This window comes from Arabiibacter massiliensis, from assembly GCF_902386925.1.
Classification (GTDB): domain Bacteria; phylum Actinomycetota; class Coriobacteriia; order Coriobacteriales; family Eggerthellaceae; genus Arabiibacter; species Arabiibacter massiliensis.
This window is the reverse complement of sequence record NZ_LR698996.1, coordinates 3,103,170-3,121,128: the sequence shown is the minus strand read 5'-3', so window position 1 is coordinate 3,121,128 and position 17,959 is coordinate 3,103,170. Positions and strand designations below refer to the sequence as shown.

Here is a 17,959-nt window from a genome sequence, read left to right as displayed (position 1 = left end):
CGGCGCCGCTTCTTTTTCTCAGTATACCCTAACCGCGCCGCCGCACGCGGCCCCCGATGCGCCGCTTCAACGCATATCACCCGTTTCAGGTGGTGCAGACCTGCGGTTTTGCGAAAATCACCCGCTTGCGGAGGAAGCGCGAGCGGTGCCTTGGGGGCTAGAGTTCGGGGTGGCGGAGCTTGGATCCAAGCATCCGCCGGGAGCAAGCTGAACCAACAGGAGGGAGCATCATCATGAAGGCAAACACCACCGGTATGTCGCGTCGCGCGTTCCTCGGGCTGGGGGCCACCGCCGCCGTCGCGGCGGGAGCGGGACTCGCGGGCTGCGCGCCCCAGAGCAAGGATGCCGCCGCAGCGGCCGACGCGGGCGCCCAGGGCGCCGAGGGCGGCGCGGCCGCCAGCATGCCCGACCCCACCGCGTACACGCCGTCGTTCCTCGCCAAGCCCGAGGCGCCGGCCGAGGTGGCCGAGGAGAAGGACTGCGACGTGCTCGTCATCGGCCTGGGCCTCGCGGGCGTGGCCGCCGCGCGCTCGGCGGCCGAGGCGGGCGCGAAGGTGATCGGCATCGAGAAGCAGCCCGACATCGGCGTGGTCACCATGGCCGGCGCGTTCGGCGTGGTGAACTCGAAGATCCAGCAGGACGCCGGCATCACGTGGGCGCCGAAGGGCGACATCGTGAACCAGCTGATGAAGGACATGTGCTACCGTCCAAACCCCGATTTCCTCAACTACTGGTACGACCACTCCGGCGAGGCGTTCGACTGGTTCGTGGAGGGCGCCGACTACGAGCTCATCCCCAAGACTGCCGACAACAAGCAGACCGACAAGCCCAACTTCCTGCGCCCCATCTTCTGGCCGCCGCTGGAGGGCTACGACTACAAGACCGAGTACTACCCGTTCTTCCACGGCACCATCAACCTCAACCCCAACATGCAGTGGGGCTGCGAGAACTGCCGCGACAAGGCCAAGGCCGCCGGCGCCGAGCTCATCTTCGAGACGTTCGCCGACCAGCTGATCGTGGGCGATGACGGCGCGGTGGCCGGCGCGTACGTGCGCGACAAGGACGGCAAGAAGTTCACCAAGATCAACGCGAAGGCCGTGTGCCTGTGCACGGGCGACATCGGCGGCAACCCCGAGATGCGCCACTACTACGCCCCGCAGGCCGACGAGTTCGCCAGCTTCTACGGCTCGCTCGACGCCAACGGCGAGGTGGCCAACACCGGCGACGGCCACCGCATGGCCATCTGGGCCGGCGCCCACATGGAGCTCGGGCCCTACGCGCCGATGACGCACCACATGGGCGGAGCGCTTGGCGTGGACGCGTTCCTCCAGCTCAACATGGAGGGCAACCGCTTCATGAACGAGGACATCCCCGGCCAGAACATCGCCGACCAGCTGTCGCGCCAGCCCGCCTCGAAGGACCCGGAGATGGCCAAGCTGGGCACGAAGTCGTGGCAGATCTTCGACGCCAACTGGAAAAACGAGCTCCTGGCCCAGGGCACGGGCCACGGCTTCGTGAACTACTACATCCCCGAGGAGGAGAAGGACCAGTACGAGACGGTGCTTTCGGGCTTCGCGCTGGGCTACACCACCGACGAGATGGTGGAGGGGGCCGTCACGCTCAAGGCAGACACCATCGAGGAGCTGGCCGAAGGCATGGGCCTTCCCGTGGAGAACGTGAAGAAGTCCATCGCGCGCTACAACGAGCTGGCCGCCAAGGGCGTGGACGAGGACTACGGCAAGCTGGGCACGCGCATGTTCCCCGTGGACACGCCGCCGTTCTACGCCTGCCGCTTCGACAACGCCGGCATGCTCGTGCTCATGGGCGGGCTCGAGTGCGACACCGACCTGCATCCCCTGAACGACGAGGGCGAGCCCATCAAGGGCCTCTACGTGGCCGGCAACACCCAGGGCGGGCGCTACCTGGTGGAGTACCCCGTGACCGTGGGCGGCCACAGCCTGGCCTGCGCGCTCACGTTCGGCAAGCTCTGCGGCGAGAACGCGGCCGCGGGCGTGTAGGAGATCCTTCGCTCCTCGGCGCCGCGCATCCCTCCCCGCGCGGCGCCGCATGGCTAGGAAGCGGCCGCGTCCCCCTGTGGGCGCGGCCGCTTCCTTTTCGCCGTCAGCCGAGGACGAGGTCGGGGAATGCGCCCAGGTCGATCGATTGGACGGCGATGCACGAGGGGCCGCCCTGTGTGATGAACGCCGGGCCCAGCTCGTAAAGGCCGAAGCGGCACTGCGGGAAGGCGGTCTGCAGGCGGTCGAGCGCCCAGCCGGCATCGGCGGGGTTGTCCGCATGGCTCACGCCGATGAAGTGCCCCGCGCCCACGTCGCGTCGCGCCAGCTCGGCGGCTGCGGCCTCGATGCCCTTCTTGAAGCTGCGCGCCACGGCGAGCCGCTCGAGGCGGGTGCCGTCGTCGGTCTGGCGCATGACGGGCGCCGCCTTCAGCAGGTGCGCGAACGTGGCCGCGAGCGGGGTGAGCCGGCCGCCGCGGCGCAGGTACTCGAAATCCTCGGGGAGCAGAAACGAATGCGCGCTCGCGATCAGGGGGCGCAGGCGCTCGATCACGTCGCCGGCGCTTTTGAAGCGCTTCGCCAGCTCGACGGCGGCCAGGGCGAGCGCGCGGTGCGGCGCGCACAGGGTGGCGGAGTTCACCACGTGGACGCGCTCGGGATGGCGCGCCTGCTCGCGCAAGCCGCAGGCCACCTCGTAGGCGCCGGACAGGCCGTCGGCCATGGCGAGGTGCACCACCTCCTCGTCGGTGTCGTACGCCTCGAGCGTGAGGTGCGGCGGCGGGCACGAGCTTTGCGGCATCGCGCCGGCGCGCACGCGCGCGAGGAAGTCGTCGGTCGCGATCTCCTCGTACTCGAGCCAGGTCTCGCCGTCGATGCCCACGGCGAGCGGCAGGATCCCGATGCCGCGGGCCGCTCCCTCCTCGACGGAGAACATGGTGGAAGAGTCGGCAACGATCTTCATGAGGAACCTCTTTCCCTCGTCGGCGGGGACGAAGAGCGCGGGGTTGTGGATCGATTGCGACCGCACGTCGTCGATAGCTCCATCATGGGGCATAGCGGCCCGAGTTGCAAGGGCTCCCGCGAAAGTGGAGGGGCGAGGCCGTGACGAAAGCCCGCCTCATCGCCTCGCCCAGGTTGACCGTAGGGCAAGGGCTCTGCCCTTGCCGTCGACCGGGCCCTTCCCGCAGGTGGCGGCAAGGGCAGAGCCCTTGCCCTACGGGGCATCCCTGATACAGTTCCCGCCGCTAGCCGATCTTCACGATGGGGGCGTAGTCCTTCAGCAGCTTCTTGGTCTGGCCGGTCTTGGAGAACTTCACGAACAGCGTGTCGCCGTCCACCTTCGTCACCTTGCCGCGGCCGAAGGTCTTGTGGTCCACGGTGTCTCCGGCGGAGAACGCCATCTTGGCGGCCGCCTTCTTCTCCGCGCCGGGGCGCACGTAGGAGCCGGCCACGCGGCTCGCCCGTTCGTCAGAGCGGCCCGCAGAGCCCGACGCGCTCGAGCGGCCGAACACGCGGCCGCCGCCCGCCTCGGTGCCGCTGCCCGCGATGCCCTTGCGGCTGCCGCGCTTCTCCCAGCCCGTGCCGCTGAAGCCGGCCGACCCCAAACCCGTGGTCTGGCGCAGCTCGGAGGGGATCTCCTGGATGAAGCGCGACACGGGGTTCGACGAGGTCTGGCCGAAGATCTGACGCGCGTAGGCGCAGGTGAGGTAGAGGCGCTTGCGGGCGCGCGTGATGGCCACGTAGGCCAGGCGGCGCTCCTCCTCGATGCCGGCCGCGTCGTCCTTGCTGTTCATGTGGGGGAATAGCGACTCCTCCATGCCGGCCACGAACACGCAGTCGAACTCGAGGCCCTTCGAGGAGTGCACGGTCATCATGGTGACGAACCGGCCGTCGTCGCTCACCGTATCGAGGTCGGTGCGCAGGCGCACCCACTCGATGAAGTCCGCGAGCGAGTCGCCGCGCAGCACGCGCACGGGAGCCTCCCCCGCCGCCGTGCCCTCGCCGGCCGTCGGGGCCGCGTAGTCGGCGTCGTCCTCGTCGTGGGTATCCACGAACTCGTCGACCACGCCCAAAAATTCCTGGATGTTCTCGATGCGGCCGCGCGCCTCGTCGGTGCCCTCGGCCTGGAGCGCCCCGATGAGGCCGCTCTTGTCGATGACGGCCTCGATCACCTTACGCAGATCGCCCCCGTAGGAGCGCGCCTCCTTGATGAGGCCCACGAACTCGGCGATGGACTGGCGCGTGGAGGCGCGCAGGTCCTCGTCGGCGATGGCCAGCTCGGCGGCCTCCATGAACGGCATGTCCATCTCGCGGCCGAACTGCTCGATGCGCTCGATGGTGGTCTTGCCGATGCCGCGGCGCGGCACGTTGATCACGCGCTTGGCGGCGATGTCGTCGGCCGGGTTCACGATGAGCGTGAGGTAGGCCATGACGTCGCGGATCTCGGCACGGTCGAAGAAGCGCGTGCCGCCCACGATGCGGTAGGGCACGCCCGCGCGCAAAAGCATGTCCTCCAGCATGCGGGACTGGGCGTTGGTGCGGTAGAACACGGCCATCTGGTTGTACGTGAGGCCCGCCGCGCGCTGCTTCTCGATCTCGCCGGCGATCCAGCGGCCCTCGTCGCGCTCGTCGGAGGCCATGTACACCTGGATCTTCTCGCCGTCCTCGGCGGCCGTGAACAGCTTTTTCGCCTTGCGGTGCTGGTTGTTGGCGATGACCGCGTTCGCCGCGGCCAGCACGTTGCCCACGCTGCGGTAGTTCTGCTCGAGCTTCACCGTGTGTGCGCGCGGATAGTCCTGCTCGAACTCGAGGATGTTGCGGATGTCGGCGCCGCGCCAGCTGTAGATGGACTGGTCGTCGTCGCCCACCACCATGATGTTCTGGTGCTTCGCGGCCAGAAGCTGTGTGATGGCGTACTGGGCGTGGTTCGTGTCCTGGTACTCGTCCACCATGATGTAGCGGAAGCGGCCCTGGTAGGCGTCCAGCACGTCGGCGTGGTTCTTGAGCAGCAGGTAGGCGTAGAGCAGCAGGTCATCGAAGTCGAAGGCGTTCGCGGCCTTGAGGCGCTCCTGCAGACGCGTGTAGACGCGCGCGGCCACCTTCCCCACCGGGTCGGTCGCCTCCTTCTCGAAGTTGCCGGGCGCGATGAGCTCGTTTTTGGCCGTGGAGATGCGGTTCATGAGGGCGTTCACCGGGAAGCGCTTCGGGTCGATGTCCAGCTCGGCCATGATCTCCTTGTACAGGCGCTTCTGGTCGTCCGTGTCGTAGATGGTAAAGCTTTTCGTGAAGCCGAGGCGCTCGGCGTCGGCGCGCAGGATGCGCACGCACATGCTGTGGAACGTGGACACCCACATGCCGCGGCAGCGCGGGCCCACCAGCGCGTTCAGGCGCTCGCGCATCTCGGCCGCCGCCTTGTTCGTGAACGTGATGGCGAGGATCTCCCAGGGGGCCACGCCATGGTTCTCGATGAGGTTGGCGATGCGGTACGTGAGCACGCGCGTCTTGCCCGAGCCCGCGCCGGCCAGCACCAGCAGCGGCCCGTCGATGGTGACGACCGCCTCGCGCTGCGGCCCGTTCAGAGTGTCGATGTCGATTGGCATGTGAGCAGTCTCCTACGGATGTGGAACCAAGCTTCCGTATTCTACCGCTTTTCGTCCGGCGCGCCGCCAAACGCGCGCAATCTGCGCAAGGGAGGGCGAGGACGCGGGTAGAGGCGGGGGCGACGACACAAAAACCGGTCGGTTTGGCACTGATTGCTCCGTCTTCCGTCAGGCCCTCCATGCGCGAGCTGGGGAAACGCAGCGGGAGCCGCTGCTTTCTCGAAAGAATCCGCTTCGATCGGCCTCGATCAGTGCCAAACCAACCGGTTTTTGTGTCGTCCACCCCGGTTTCAGAGCACGGGTAGGCGAAATGAGACGATTACCCCGTCCCTTTGTCTCACGCATACGCTTCGACCGGGTCGTCGAACGCGACCGTGGGCTCGTCGTCGCCGGGGCGGTTGGTGCCGAGGGAGTCGCGCCACATGGAGAGCTCGGCGCCGTGCTCCACGAGGTTCGAGCACTCGTTGCCGGCGCGCTCGAGGGAAAGCAGCAGCTGGTTGTACACGGCCTTGTTCTCGGGCGCGCACTGGCGGCTGCTCACGCGGCGGAAGTGCGCCTTGCGGGCCTTGCTCTGGCGCTTGATGATGGCGCGGCGGCGCTCGTCGAGCACCTGCTCGGACGCCGCGTCCTGGTCGCTCAGGAAGCGCAGCACCGCGTCGTACATCTCCGACACCATGGCGGCGCTCTCGGCCAGCTCCTCTCGCGCCTCGTCGGAGAACCGCCTCTTGGACGCGAGGTTCTCGCCGTAGAGCGAGGCCACCTCGCCGCAGCGCGAGCCGATGCGGCCCACGGCGTCCACGATGGACATGAGGTCGGTGATCTCGGCGGCCTGCCGCTCGGACGTGGCGCCCGAGGACAGCAGCTCCACCGCGTAGTTCGCCAGCTCGCCGTCGGCGGCCTCCACCTGCGTGCAGTCAGCCTGCAGCGCCTTGAGCGTGGCGGCATCTCTGCTCGCGATAGCCTCGGGCAGCGCCTCCAACATGGCGCGCACCGCTCCGCAGAACTTCTGCAGCTCCTCGCCGAACATGCGGATGGCGAACACCGGCTGGCCGAGGATGTTCTCGTCGAGCGTGACGAGCGCGCCCGGCTCCCGCTCGCCCACCTTGCCCGGCACGAGGAACGTGACGATTTTCACCATCACGCCCAGAAGCGGCAGCCACAGAAGCGTGCACACGATGTTGAACGTGGTGTGCGCGTTCGCGATCTGGCGCGCGATGACGTCGAGTTCGGGGCCCGGCGTGAGAAGCTGCACGAACGAGGCGAGCACCGGCACGAACCAGATGAACAGGAACGCGCCCGAGATGTTGAACACGCTGTGTGCCACGGCCGTGCGTTTCGCGTCGCGCGACTGGCCGATGCAGGCGAGGAGCGCCGTGATGGTGGTGCCGATGTTGTCGCCGAGCAGGATGGGGATGGAGCCTTGGAGGCCCAGCACGCTGGTCACGCCGTCGGGCCCGGGCTGCGAGGCGAAGCTCTGCAGCACGGCGATGGTGGCGCTCGAGCTCTGCACGACGAGCGTCATCACGGTGCCCACCACCACGCCGAGCGCGGGGATGCCCTTCACCTGCTCGATCATCGCCAGGAACACGTCGCTTTGCGCGAGCGGCTTCATGACCGCGCCCATCGTGTCGATGCCCACGAACAAGAGGCCGAACGCGAACACGGTCTGGCCGATGTTCTTGACGCGCTCGTCCTTCGCGAGGAACCACACGATGAAGCCCAGAAACACGATGAGCCAGATGTAGTCGCTGATCTTGAACGCCATGAGCTGGGCCGTCATGGTGGTGCCGATGTTCGCGCCGAAGATGACGGCGATGGCCTGGCGCATGGTCATGAGGCGCGCGCTCACGAAGCCGATGGCCATGACCGTGGTGGCGCTCGAGCTTTGCAGCACGGCGGTGGCCACGGCTCCCGCCAGCACGCCGAGCACGGGGTTGGAGGTGAGCATCGACAGGATCGACTTCATCTTGGCGCCGGCGGCCTTCTGCAGGCCCTCGGACATCATGTTCATGCCGAACAGGAATACGGCCAAACCGCCCAAGAGGCCGAACACGGTTTCCATCGGAGCGTTCACGCGGGACTCCCCTTCGCATCATCGGTTGCAGCGACAGTGCACGTGAGTCGAAAGGATACTGGGTGGACGGTAAGACCCCCGTCAAGGGAGCGTAAAGCTCAGGTAAAGTTTTTACACGGGGCGGCCAAAGGCTGAGGCTTCGCTCTAACGTGCTAAAGTGGTTAAAATTTCAAGCCACTTTATTGAAAAGTGGCTCCGAATCGGAGCCACTTTGTCTTTCAGCGGTTAGGCTTAGCGCGGCGTCGGCTCGTCCGGCGGTCGGCCGGAGCCCTAGACGATCTTCTTGCCGAACACGGCCGCGATCTCGCGGAGCTTGGCGACGAGCGCCTCGAACTGGGCGGGCGTCAGCTGCTGCGGGCCGTCGGAGAGGGCCGCGGGCGGATTGGGATGCACCTCGATCATGAGCGAGTCGGCCCCGGCCGCCACGGCGGCAAAGGCGAGCGACGGCACGAGGTCGCGCTGGCCAGCGGGGTGCGACACGTCGATGCACACGGGGCACAGCGACTGCTTGTGGATGACCGGGATGGCCGCGATGTCGAGCGTGAAGCGCGTGGCCGTCTCGAACGTGCGGATGCCGCGCTCGCACAGCACCACGTTGTCGTTGCCCTCGGCGGTGAGGTAGTCGGTGGCGGCCAGCCACTCGGCGATGGTGCCCGCGAAGCCGCGCTTGTACAGCACCATCTTATGCGACTCGGCGGTCACCTGGCCGATCTTCTTCAACAGGCTGAAGTTCTGGAAGTTGCGCGCGCCCACCTGCAGGCCGTCCACGTAGGAGTGCACGAGCTCGCAGTGCGCGGAGTCCATGACCTCGGTGAGCGTCTTCAGGCCGTGCTTCTCGCCTGAGTCGCGCATGATCTTGAGGGCTTCCTCGCCCAGGCCCTGGAACGAGTGCGGGTTCGTGCGCGGCTTGAACGCGCCGCCACGGATCCACGTGAGGCCGAGGCCCGCGACGCATTCGGCCACTTCGTCGAACTGCTCGACCGACTCCACGGAGCACGGGCCGGCGAAGATGGTGATCTCGTCGGTGCGGGTGCCGAGGTCGGGGATGGGGGCTATCTTCGCTTCGCTCATACCGACGGGGTCTCCTTCATGATCTTGAGAATGGTGGCGTAGATCTCGCGCAGGTTCTCGTTGTACAGGGGACCCTCGTTGTAGCTGCCCACCTTGGCGAAGATCTCCTCTTCGCGCTTGGCGTCGTACAGGCCCAGATGGGCACCGGGCTTGAGACCGCGGATGACCAGCGAATGGCCGGCGCGCTTGTTGAGCAGCGCGACGATCTGGCGGTCGATCTCGTCGATCTTGGCACGATGTTCTTGGATCTCCGCGAGGGAGGTGTCTCTCTCAGACATCGGCTTTTCCTTCCATGGATCTTCATGCTTTAACGAGCCTGGCCGCGCTCGCCGGCGGCGGGCGGCCCTCGTGTGCGCACCATGATAGCAAAAGACGCGCGCCCGGTAAGCGCGCCGCTCGGATTTCACGAGGAAGCCCACTGGCCGACCTGCGACGCGGGGCGCTTGACCGCCGGTGTACACTGGGAAAGCGTTTTTCCGACAACCTGAATCGACCCCGAAGGAACCCTCCCGTGCTCGCCCAGTTCGCCGACATATTCGTGCAGATGGTGGTCCTGTTCGCCGTGGGCGCGACGGGCTACGTCGCCAAGCGGGCGCACCTCATGGACGAGGACTTCGACAAGAAGTTCTCGAAGCTCATGCTGAGCACGGCGTTGCCGGCGCTCATGCTGGCCTCGGTGCTCGACGCGGACACGCTGCCCACGGCCGCGCAGCTCGGGTGGACCATCGTCGTCTCGTGCGCGAGCTACGTCGTGTTGGTGGTCGGCGGGTTCGCCCTCACGGCGGCGCTGCGCGTGCCCGACGGGCGCAAGGGCGTGTTCCGGTTCATGATGATGTTCGGCAACACCGGCTTCATCGGGTTCCCGGTGACGGAGGCCGTGTTCGGCACGGAGGCGCTCATCTACGCGACCGTGTTCAACCTCGTGTTCAACGTGCTCGTGTTCTCGCTCGGCGTGTGGCTTTTGGCCACCGACAACAAGTACGGCGTGAAGGTGAGGATGGGCCCGAAGTCGCTCCTCTCCCCCTGCATCGTGGCCAGCATGGCGGCCATCGTGCTCGCGTTCCTCGGGCTGCACAGCGTGCCCGTCGTGGGCGAGGCGCTCGGCACGCTCGGGTCGCTCACCACGCCGGCGGCCATGCTGATCATCGGGTCGTCGCTGGCCAATGTGCCGGTGCGCCAGCTCGTGGGCGGCCCGCGCCTCGTGGCGGCGTCGCTCGTGCGACTGCTCGTCGCGCCCGCGCTCGTGTGGGCGGCGCTGCACCTCGTCGTGTCCGACCATATGCTGCTCGGCGTGGTCGTGGTGCTCTCCGCCATGCCGGTGGCCGCGAACGGCACGATGATCTGCCACCAGTACGGCGGCGACGCCAAGACCATGGCGCAGGGCACGTTCGTCACCACCCTGGGAGCGCTGGTGACCATCCCCCTGATGGCCGCGCTGTTCGCGTGAGGCCTCGTCATCCTGAGCGAGCGCAGCGTGTTCGTTGGATCCCACGCTTCGCGCTCCGCTCAGGACGACAAGCTGGACGCCTTACGGCAGCATGCCCATAGTCTCGAAGGCGAAGTAGCCAAGCACGAGCACGCCCACGACGATGCGGTACCAGCCGAACGCCGTGAAGTCGTTCTTCTTGATGTAGCCCATGAGGAACTTGATGGCCACCACCGACATGACGAAGGCGGTCACGATGCCCACGACGAGCACCACGATCTCGGTCATGCTCATGGCCAGGCCCGCGACGAAGAACTTGAGCGCCTTCACCAGGCCCCAGCCGAACATGATGGGGATGGCCAGGAAGAACGTGAACTCGGCCGCCGCGGTGCGCGAGCAGCCCGACAGCATGCCGCCGATGATGGTGGCGCCCGAACGGCTCGTGCCGGGGATGATGGCGAGCACCTGGAAGCAGCCGATCTTGAGGGAGGTCTTCCAGTCGATCTCGTCCACGTCGGTGATCTTGAACAGCTGCGCCTCGGCCTCGTCGGCAGCGTCGCCGTACGATGCGCGCGCATGGCGTCCGCGCGGAGCGGCAAGGGCCGCCTCGGCCTCGCGCAGGCGGCGACGGTTGCGGCGCTCGAGCACGATGAACGCCACGCCGTACACGATAAGCATAGCCGCCACGGTCACCTTGTTGTAGAAGTGCTCGTTCACCCAGTCGTCGAACAGCAGGCCGATGACGGCGGCGGGAATGCAGCCGATGGCCACCATGCCCCAAAGCCGCCACGTGGACTTCTTCTCCATCGAGGTCTTGCGCGGCGAGAAGGGGTTGAGCTTGTGGAAGTACAGGATGAGCACGGCCATGATGGCGCCGAGCTGGATGACCACGAGGAACAGGGCCAGGAACTCGTCGGACACCTGGAGCTTCACGAACTCGTCCACGAGGATCATGTGGCCGGTGGACGAGATGGGCAGCCATTCGGTGATGCCCTCCACAATGCCGATGAGCAGGGCTTTCAATGCTTCGAAGATCATGCGGTGGTTTCCTTGGTTGAATCGATGCGGCTACTGCTTGCGCTGGTGATGGTCCTGCAGCATGGCGATGGCCAGAAGCGCCACCGACAGGCACAGCCCCATGAGCACGAACCGGGGCAGCTCCTGGCCGAGCGCGATGGTGGCGAAGGACACGAGCGCGATGACGAGCGCGACGAGCTTGCACAGATACGAGATGCGGTCGTTGAACGAGGCGTGCATCTCGCGGCGGCGCTCCTCCGAGGGCGCCTCGCGACGCGGGCGTTTTGCCGCGGGCGCGTCCGGCTCCAGGTCGTCAAGCGCCTCTATGTCGTCACGAGCGTTCTCCATGCCGGGCATTGTACACGACGGGGGCTGCGAAAGGCCAAGAAAACATAGGGCGAACATTGCAGGCCAAGGGGCGGGTTGGGGCCGATTGCGCTACCATGGGAAGATCGAAAACGAAAGCGGAGCGAGATCGGCATGGATGAAGCAAGTGGAAAGACCAGCGCGGCTGGCGAGCGTCCGGAGGCCCCGGCACCTGAGCCTACCGCGCATCAGCAGGCCGTGCGCAAGTCGATGCAGGGCAACAAACGCTGCGACACGAAGCCCGAGCTGCTCGTCCGGCGAATACTGCGCTGGGCGGGCCTTTCCGGCTACCGCCTGCAATGGAAGGTGCCGGGTCGGCCCGACATCGCGTGGCCCGGCAAGAAGGTGGCCCTGTTCGTGAACGGGTGCTTCTGGCATCGATGCCCGTATTGCAAGCCGACGATGCCCAAAAGCCACGTGGAATACTGGACGGTGAAGTTCGGCCGGAACGTCGCGCGCGACGAGCGCAACCAGACGGCGCTCGTGGATGACGGATGGCGCGTGCACGTCATCTGGGAATGTCGGCTCAAAAAGAAGAACATCGCCGCAACCTGCGAAGAGCTTCTCCCCCGACTGGCCGCCGAGCTCGGCAAGGAGCTGAAGGTGGAGCCGAACGACGCGCCGCCCTGGCATCTGTGAGCGGCTGACAACAGTCGCACATCGACCACGAACCGTACTGGGAGAAATTGGAGCGCCTGAACCTTTCCGCCCCTCTCCGTTTACCGGCAACGATGAGTTGCCGCTGCGTCAATCCTTGCATGACGAGGCCCGCCTCTGCCGCGTGGTACGCTCGAAGAGCCCCGGAGGCGACGGACTGCAACACGGCACCTCCGGGACGCGCACACGCGGCGGAAGCGCCTTGGGGCCTTCCGCTGACATTCGCAGACAAGGAGGGATCGTATGTTGCCATCGCAGAAATCCCCAGCGGAAGCTCCTCTCGCCGGGCTCTCCCGCAGGTCGTTCGTGAAGGGAGGCTTCGCGGCAGGTGCCGCCGCGCTCGGCGGCCTCGCGCTCGGCGGCTGCGCGCCGCAGAGCGCCTCGGGGGCAGCAGGGTCGAAGGAGGCACCTCGCCAAACCGACGAGATCACCGCACGGCTCGCCGAACGCGTGCAGGGAGCCGACCTTCCCGACGCCGCGCCCATCCTGCCGGTCGAACCGCCGGCAACCTGGGACGACGAGGCCGACGTAGTCATCGTCGGCGTGGGCGGCGGCGGTATCGTGGCCACGGCGTTCCTCGCGCAGCAGGGCTTGAAGGTTATCGGCATCGAGAAAGAGGGCATGGTCGGAGGGGCAAGCCGCCACGCCTGCACGTTCGCGAACGTGTTCGGGGGCTCGAAAGACCAGAACGAGCTGGGCTTCGCCGTGCCCACGTTCCCGCCTGACGCGAAGGCCTTCATCCGCATGTACGAAGAGCAGAACGCGTATTCCATCGACGAGAAGTTCCTCGAAAACCAGCTTCTCATGTCGGGCCCGGCATGCGACTGGATCATGGAGCAAGACGGCATGAACATGGAGTGCATGGGGCCCATCTGGCACGATGCGGACGTCCACAGCGGCAAGCAGAGCGTAGTTCTCGGCATGGACAACCCCACGAACGCCATGGAGGCCGTAGCCCTGGCGGCGGGTGCCGACATCCGCCTGTCCACGAAGTGCGAGAGGCTCGTCGCCGACGGAGGCCGCGTGGCGGGCGTCGTCGCGAAGGGACCCGACGGCTCTGAGCGGTTCGTCAAGGCGTCGAAAGGCGTCATCCTGTGCGCGGGCGGCTTCGGAATGAATCGCGACCTCATCCGCGCCTACCTGCCGAGCGCCTACGAGGGCACGGTACAGGGCGGCCCCATGCCGTCCCACACGGGCGAGGCGTTCCGCATGGGCCTCGGCATGGGCGCCGACTTCTCCGGCTTCGACTCGTGGAGCTGTTGGGAAGGCGCCATCGACGAGGAGACGGCGGGCGGCGACGGCCAGTTCTGGCACTACTTCTGGCACGGCGAGCGGCAGCTGTTCCACAACCCGTGGCTCCTCATCGACAAGCGCGGCAACCGCCAGCCGTACTTCGCGGCCACGCAGGAGCTGTTCGCCAACCCGGGCGGGCAGATGGGAGACCTCAGCAACTGCGCGGCGTGGATGTCTGCCGTGGGGCACCACGTGTATTCCATCTGCGACTCGAATTTCCCGACTACCGTGTTCGAGAAGGACGTGCTGACCGACGAGGGAACCGACCGCAACCGTATCCCTATCACCGACCCCTCCACGCTCATCGACACGAAGGGCCTCGTGACGGCCGACTGGCTCGCCGAGGTTGACGAGGCGGTGGCGCGCGGCGCTGTGAAGAAGGCCGACACCCTCGAGGAGCTGGCCGATATGCTGCTGCTCGACCGCGACGTGCTGACGCGCGCGGTGAAGGAGTACAACGAGCTGTGCGCCAAGGGCGTCGACGAGGAGATGTCCACGCCGTACGACCCCACGTGGCTGCACCCCGTGCAGGATCCGCCGTTCTACGGAGCCATCGTGGGCAGCCAGATGGCGAAGACCATGTGCGGCTTGCGCACCGACGAGCATCTGCAGGTCATGCGCGAGGACGGCTCGCTCATCCCTGGCCTGTACGCCAACGCGACCACGGCCGGCGGGCTGTCGGGCGAGGGCAACTACGGCTGCTTCTGGAACTCGACGGTGTTCGGCGGCGTGGGCACGAGCTGGATCACCGGGTGGATCGCGGCGAAGTCGCTCTTGGACAACGAGGGGTAGCGCGCAACCTCGCATCGCAAGCGGCCGTCGCTCGCCGGCGGCCGCTTGCCTCACCGCACGCGCACGTTGCCTCGGACGAAGTTGACCAGCTTGAGGGCGAGCGGGCCGATGGAGCGCTCGTCGTAGACCATGCACAGGGGGAGGTCGTCGCGATCCTGCGGCCGAAACGGCATGAAAACGCATTGGGGGAACTTCGCCTTCATGGCGGGTGCGTAGGGCTGGAGGTGCACGCCGCCGGCGCGGCAGAATGCGTCGATGGACTCGTCGTCAAGCGGCACCTCGTGGAACCTCGGCTCGAAGCCGCTGCTTTGACAGCGGGCGATGAACCGGTTCGTGAACAGGTCGAAGTCGAAGGGGCTGCGAACAGGGACGCCTTTGAGATCCCCGACAGCGAGAGGCGCCTTCTCGCACAGGGGGTTGCCCTCGAGCGTGATGGCGCGCGTCTCCATCATAGAGACGGGGACGGACTTGATCCCTTCGCGCTTGTACTCGCCCTGCACGAAGCCGACGTCCACCAAGCCTTCCTGCACGGCCTTGAGCGTGGCCGCATCGGAAAGCTTGAAAGTGGCCAGCTCGCAGCCCGGTGTGCGCGCGACGAACTCGCTCACGAGGGCGAACGTTTCGTTCTCCCCGTTGAAGAACAGGTAGTCGAGCGGGAACGACTTGAAGGCTACGCGCAGCGCCTCGCGCGAGGAGGAGGCGCTCGTGCGCGCGCTGGCGAGCAGGTCGATCTCGCCGAGCTCGCGCAGCACCGCGTCCGCGTGGAGAATAAGCTTGCGGCCCTCGTCGGTAAGGCGCATGCCCTCCTCGCGGTCGAAGATGACGAAGCCCAGCTCGCCCTCGAGCGAGCGGATGGCCTTGGAGATGGCCTGCTTGGAGATGTAGAGCTCCTCGGCCGCCTTCCCCACGCTCCCCAAACGAGCCACGCACGACGCGTACCTCAGCTGATGCAGCTCCATTTCAGTTCTCCAGGTAAGCCCGCTCGAGCAGCGGTTTGACTTCCTCGAGATCCGCCAAGGACGTAAGGCTCGCTTCGACATCCCCCGTCCCCCAATGGCCCTTGTTCGAGCAATCCTTGACGAGGCTCGTCTCCTCGATCGTCGAGGGGTCGAGCGCCAGATGCAGGATGACGCGCTTCTGGTTCACCTCGACGCATACGATGTTGCGCACCTTCTTGATAGCGAGGTAGAATTTCAACTCGTTTTCGGACACGTCGTCGCCGAGCGAAGCCATGAAGTGCCGAACCTCGTCCACCACTTCGCGAAGCTTCTCGGGCGCTCCCGCCAGCTGCTCGGCGTACGTTCTGTCCACGTATTTTTTGCCGGACGTCCCTTCCTCCAGCATCGCGACAGACGTGGCGGTCGACGGCGCGTTGAGGAATTCGAACAGGATGATCTCGTCGTTTTTCGCATAGCGGACGAGCCTGATGTTGCGATTCATCTGCTTGATCGCATGGAGGTCGTATTTCCCGAACGAACCCGCTATGCAGTACACCGCAGGCGAGCTCCAATCAATCGAGTCAGCCACCTTCTTGCCCAGCTTGTCGAACACCAGCCGCCAAAAATCTGCACGATGGTCCATCAGCCAATCCAGATAGAAGAGGCCTTGGTTGATGACGTTCTCATTCGAATCGCGCTTGTACTCGAACACGATCGGGCAGTTGTTCTCGTCTATGCCGAGGCTGTCGATTCGGCCGCCTTGGCTTTCGTACTCGCCCGCGTGGTTGATGACGTACTCGCTTTGGAGGAATCTGACCCCGAAGAAAGCTTCCATGTTCTTCTCTATGAGCTGCTGGATGCCCTTCTCGAGCTTCGCGGCCTTCAGCTCGACGGGTCGCACGGTCGGATTGATCGAGAACAGCTTGATATCTCCCATGAATGGCCCCTCGCATGTCGGTTTCAGCCTTGCTTGATTATATACGCATGCGACGCGCGACGCGTCGCCGTTTTCTGTGCTGTGCGCGCATATGGGGTCGCGACCTGCATCAGCGGCGGCGATTCGTGTAAGATGAACGCCGAGAAGAGAGTGGAACCCATGCACGCAAAGGAGCCTCCCGTGTCCATCAACCCATCCGACCAGCTGGTTATCGTCGTCGACTTCGGAGCGCAGTACGGGCAGCTCATCGCCCGCCGCGTGCGCGATCTGCACGTGTACTCGGAGATCGTGCCGTGTGACGTGAGTGCGACCGAGGTGCGTGCGATGGCGCCGGCGGCCATCATCCTGTCGGGCGGGCCCGCGAGCGTGTACGCCGAGGACGCGCCGTCCATCGATGCGGGCATCTTCGAGCTGGGCATTCCGGTGCTGGGCTTCTGCTACGGACAGCAGATCATGGCCGTGACGCTAGGTGGCACCGTGGGCCACACCGATGCCGGGGAGTACGGCGCCGCGCAGCTTACACGCTGCGACGAGGGCGCGTCGGCGCTGTACGGCGAGACTCCTGCCGAGCAGACCGTGTGGATGAGCCACCGCGACGCCGTATCGCGAGTGCCGGAGGGGTTCGTCGTGACGGCTTCGACCGGCACGTGCCCCGTGGCCTCGATGGAGTGCGCTGAGCGGCAGCTGTTTGCGACGCAGTTCCACCCCGAGGTGCGCCACACGCCCCACGGCGACGAGTTGCTGGCGAACTTCCTGTTCGGCATCTGCGGGCTTGAGGCGAACTGGACGATGGAGGGCATCATCGACGACGCGGTGGAGGCCATCCGCGAGCAGGTGGGCGGCGACCGAGTGATTTTGGGCTTGTCGGGTGGCGTTGATTCGTCGGTGGTGGCTGCGCTGTGCGCGAAGGCTATCGGACGGCAGCTGACCTGTGTGTTTGTGAACCACGGGCTGCTACGCAAGAACGAGCCCGAGGAAGTGGAGGCCGTGTTCACGAAGCAGTTCGACGTGGACTTCGTGCACGTGCACGCCGAGGATCGCTACGCGGCGCTCTTGGCCGACGTCGTTGAGCCCGAGGAGAAGCGGCGCATCATCGGCTCGCAGTTCTGGGAGGAGTTCTTCGCGGTGGCGCAGGACCTGGCTGAAGGCGGCCGACCGGTGAAGTTTCTGGCACAGGGCACCATCTACCCCGACATCATCGAGAGCGGCGCGCGCAAGACCGGCGGCAAGGCGAGCACCATCAAGAGCCACCACAATTTGATACCGTTCCCCGAGGGCGTGCACTTCGACCTAATCGAGCCGTTGGACCACTTCTTCAAGGACGAGGTGCGCGCGCTGGGGCGGGCTCTCGGGCTGCCCGACCACATCGTCGACCGCCAGCCCTTCCCGGGCCCCGGCCTGGCCATCCGCATCATCGGCACCGTGACGCGCGACAAGCTGGCCGTGCTGAAGGAGGCCGACGCCATCGTCCGCGAGGAGCTGGACGCGTACAACGCCGACGGCGGCAACGTGTGGCAGTATTTCGCCGTGCTGCCCGATATCAAGAGCGTAGGCGTCATGGGCGACGAGCGCACCTACGGCTACCCCATCATCCTGCGCGCCGTAGAGAGTTCGGACGCCATGACCGCCGACTGGGCAAAACTCCCCTACGACCTGCTAGCAAGAGTGAGCAGCCGCATAGTAGCCGAAGTCCCCGGAGTAAACCGAGTAGCTTACGACATCACGAGTAAACCCCCCGCGACGATCGAGTGGGAGTAAACCATGCGCATAAGAA

Annotated in this window: 14 protein-coding genes; 5 read left to right on the top strand and 9 right to left on the bottom strand. The window is 66.1% G+C overall.

Annotated features, from left to right (window positions below; genetic code table 11):
- Nucleotides 1–233 precede the first annotated feature (233 nt).
- Nucleotides 234–2,018 (top strand): FAD-dependent oxidoreductase, encoded by a 1,785-nt coding sequence (locus FX134_RS13360; RefSeq protein ID WP_080802963.1) that lies wholly within the window; start codon nt 234–236, stop codon nt 2,016–2,018.
- Between the two features lie 103 nt (nt 2,019–2,121).
- On the opposite strand, the gene FX134_RS13355 is transcribed toward FX134_RS13360, so the two are convergent.
- The 5 genes from FX134_RS13355 to FX134_RS13335 all read right to left on the bottom strand — a co-directional run bounded on the left by FX134_RS13355 (nt 2,122) and on the right by FX134_RS13335 (nt 9,037).
- Nucleotides 2,122–3,042 carry a DegV family protein gene (locus tag FX134_RS13355; RefSeq protein WP_232050963.1) on the bottom strand — a complete coding sequence of 307 codons (921 nt, stop codon included), beginning with the start codon at nt 3,040–3,042 and terminating at the stop codon, nt 2,122–2,124.
- Between the two features lie 217 nt (nt 3,043–3,259).
- Nucleotides 3,260–5,614 (bottom strand): ATP-dependent helicase, encoded by a 2,355-nt coding sequence (locus tag FX134_RS13350; RefSeq protein ID WP_080802960.1) that lies wholly within the window; start codon nt 5,612–5,614, stop codon nt 3,260–3,262.
- A gap of 337 nt (nt 5,615–5,951) precedes the next feature.
- Nucleotides 5,952–7,688: a Na/Pi cotransporter family protein gene (locus FX134_RS13345; protein WP_080802957.1), complete on the bottom strand. Its 1,737-nt coding sequence runs from the start codon at nt 7,686–7,688 to the stop codon at nt 5,952–5,954.
- Between the two features lie 270 nt (nt 7,689–7,958).
- The gene (aroF, locus tag FX134_RS13340; protein WP_080802954.1) at nt 7,959–8,759 is read right to left on the bottom strand and encodes a 3-deoxy-7-phosphoheptulonate synthase; all 801 of its coding nucleotides are present in this window, start codon (nt 8,757–8,759) and stop codon (nt 7,959–7,961) included.
- Nucleotides 8,756–9,037 (bottom strand): chorismate mutase, encoded by a 282-nt coding sequence (locus FX134_RS13335; protein WP_080802951.1) that lies wholly within the window; start codon nt 9,035–9,037, stop codon nt 8,756–8,758. Before FX134_RS13335 ends, aroF begins: the two co-directional genes overlap by 4 nt.
- 233 nt (nt 9,038–9,270) lie before the next feature.
- On the opposite strand from FX134_RS13335, the gene FX134_RS13330 reads away from it, so the two are divergent.
- Nucleotides 9,271–10,206 (top strand): AEC family transporter, encoded by a 936-nt coding sequence (locus FX134_RS13330; protein WP_080802949.1) that lies wholly within the window; start codon nt 9,271–9,273, stop codon nt 10,204–10,206.
- 81 nt (nt 10,207–10,287) lie between these two features.
- On the opposite strand, the gene FX134_RS13325 is transcribed toward FX134_RS13330, so the two are convergent.
- Together FX134_RS13325 and FX134_RS13320 are read right to left on the bottom strand one after the other, a co-directional pair.
- Nucleotides 10,288–11,223: an undecaprenyl-diphosphate phosphatase gene (locus tag FX134_RS13325; protein ID WP_080802946.1), complete on the bottom strand. Its 936-nt coding sequence runs from the start codon at nt 11,221–11,223 to the stop codon at nt 10,288–10,290.
- 30 nt (nt 11,224–11,253) lie between these two features.
- Complete coding sequence (locus FX134_RS13320; protein WP_080802944.1) at nt 11,254–11,550, bottom strand: propionyl-CoA carboxylase subunit beta; 297 nt, start codon at nt 11,548–11,550, stop codon at nt 11,254–11,256.
- Between the two features lie 132 nt (nt 11,551–11,682).
- On the opposite strand from FX134_RS13320, the gene FX134_RS13315 reads away from it, so the two are divergent.
- Nucleotides 11,683–12,207 carry a very short patch repair endonuclease gene (locus FX134_RS13315; protein ID WP_080802941.1) on the top strand — a complete coding sequence of 175 codons (525 nt, stop codon included), beginning with the start codon at nt 11,683–11,685 and terminating at the stop codon, nt 12,205–12,207.
- A gap of 261 nt (nt 12,208–12,468) precedes the next feature.
- Nucleotides 12,469–14,310 carry an FAD-binding protein gene (locus FX134_RS13310; protein WP_080802937.1) on the top strand — a complete coding sequence of 614 codons (1,842 nt, stop codon included), beginning with the start codon at nt 12,469–12,471 and terminating at the stop codon, nt 14,308–14,310.
- 50 nt (nt 14,311–14,360) lie between these two features.
- Here the strand turns inward: FX134_RS13310 and FX134_RS13305 are convergent, their stop codons facing one another.
- Both FX134_RS13305 and FX134_RS13300 read right to left on the bottom strand, forming a co-directional pair.
- Complete coding sequence (locus FX134_RS13305) at nt 14,361–15,269, bottom strand: LysR family transcriptional regulator (RefSeq protein WP_080802934.1); 909 nt, start codon at nt 15,267–15,269, stop codon at nt 14,361–14,363.
- A gap of 1 nt (nt 15,270) precedes the next feature.
- Nucleotides 15,271–16,185 (bottom strand): DUF5655 domain-containing protein, encoded by a 915-nt coding sequence (locus FX134_RS13300; protein WP_080802932.1) that lies wholly within the window; start codon nt 16,183–16,185, stop codon nt 15,271–15,273.
- Nucleotides 16,186–16,365: 180 nt separating this feature from the next.
- Here FX134_RS13300 and guaA point away from each other — a divergent pair, with 180 nt between their 5' ends.
- Entirely contained in the window at nt 16,366–17,943 is a 1,578-nt protein-coding gene (gene guaA, locus FX134_RS13295) for a glutamine-hydrolyzing GMP synthase (RefSeq protein WP_232050961.1), read from the top strand.
- Nucleotides 17,944–17,959 lie beyond the last annotated feature (16 nt).

Coding starts and splice junctions, on each gene's coding strand:
- FX134_RS13320 (WP_080802944.1), bottom strand. CDS start 11,550: ATGGAGAACGCTCGTGACGACATAGAGGCGCTTGACGACCTGGAGCCG.
- FX134_RS13310 (WP_080802937.1), top strand. CDS start 12,469: ATGTTGCCATCGCAGAAATCCCCAGCGGAAGCTCCTCTCGCCGGGCTC.
- FX134_RS13335 (WP_080802951.1), bottom strand. CDS start 9,037: ATGTCTGAGAGAGACACCTCCCTCGCGGAGATCCAAGAACATCGTGCC.
- FX134_RS13315 (WP_080802941.1), top strand. CDS start 11,683: ATGGATGAAGCAAGTGGAAAGACCAGCGCGGCTGGCGAGCGTCCGGAG.
- FX134_RS13300 (WP_080802932.1), bottom strand. CDS start 16,185: ATGGGAGATATCAAGCTGTTCTCGATCAATCCGACCGTGCGACCCGTC.
- FX134_RS13350 (WP_080802960.1), bottom strand. CDS start 5,614: ATGCCAATCGACATCGACACTCTGAACGGGCCGCAGCGCGAGGCGGTC.
- FX134_RS13305 (WP_080802934.1), bottom strand. CDS start 15,269: ATGGAGCTGCATCAGCTGAGGTACGCGTCGTGCGTGGCTCGTTTGGGG.
- FX134_RS13325 (WP_080802946.1), bottom strand. CDS start 11,223: ATGATCTTCGAAGCATTGAAAGCCCTGCTCATCGGCATTGTGGAGGGC.
- FX134_RS13360 (WP_080802963.1), top strand. CDS start 234: ATGAAGGCAAACACCACCGGTATGTCGCGTCGCGCGTTCCTCGGGCTG.
- aroF (WP_080802954.1), bottom strand. CDS start 8,759: ATGAGCGAAGCGAAGATAGCCCCCATCCCCGACCTCGGCACCCGCACC.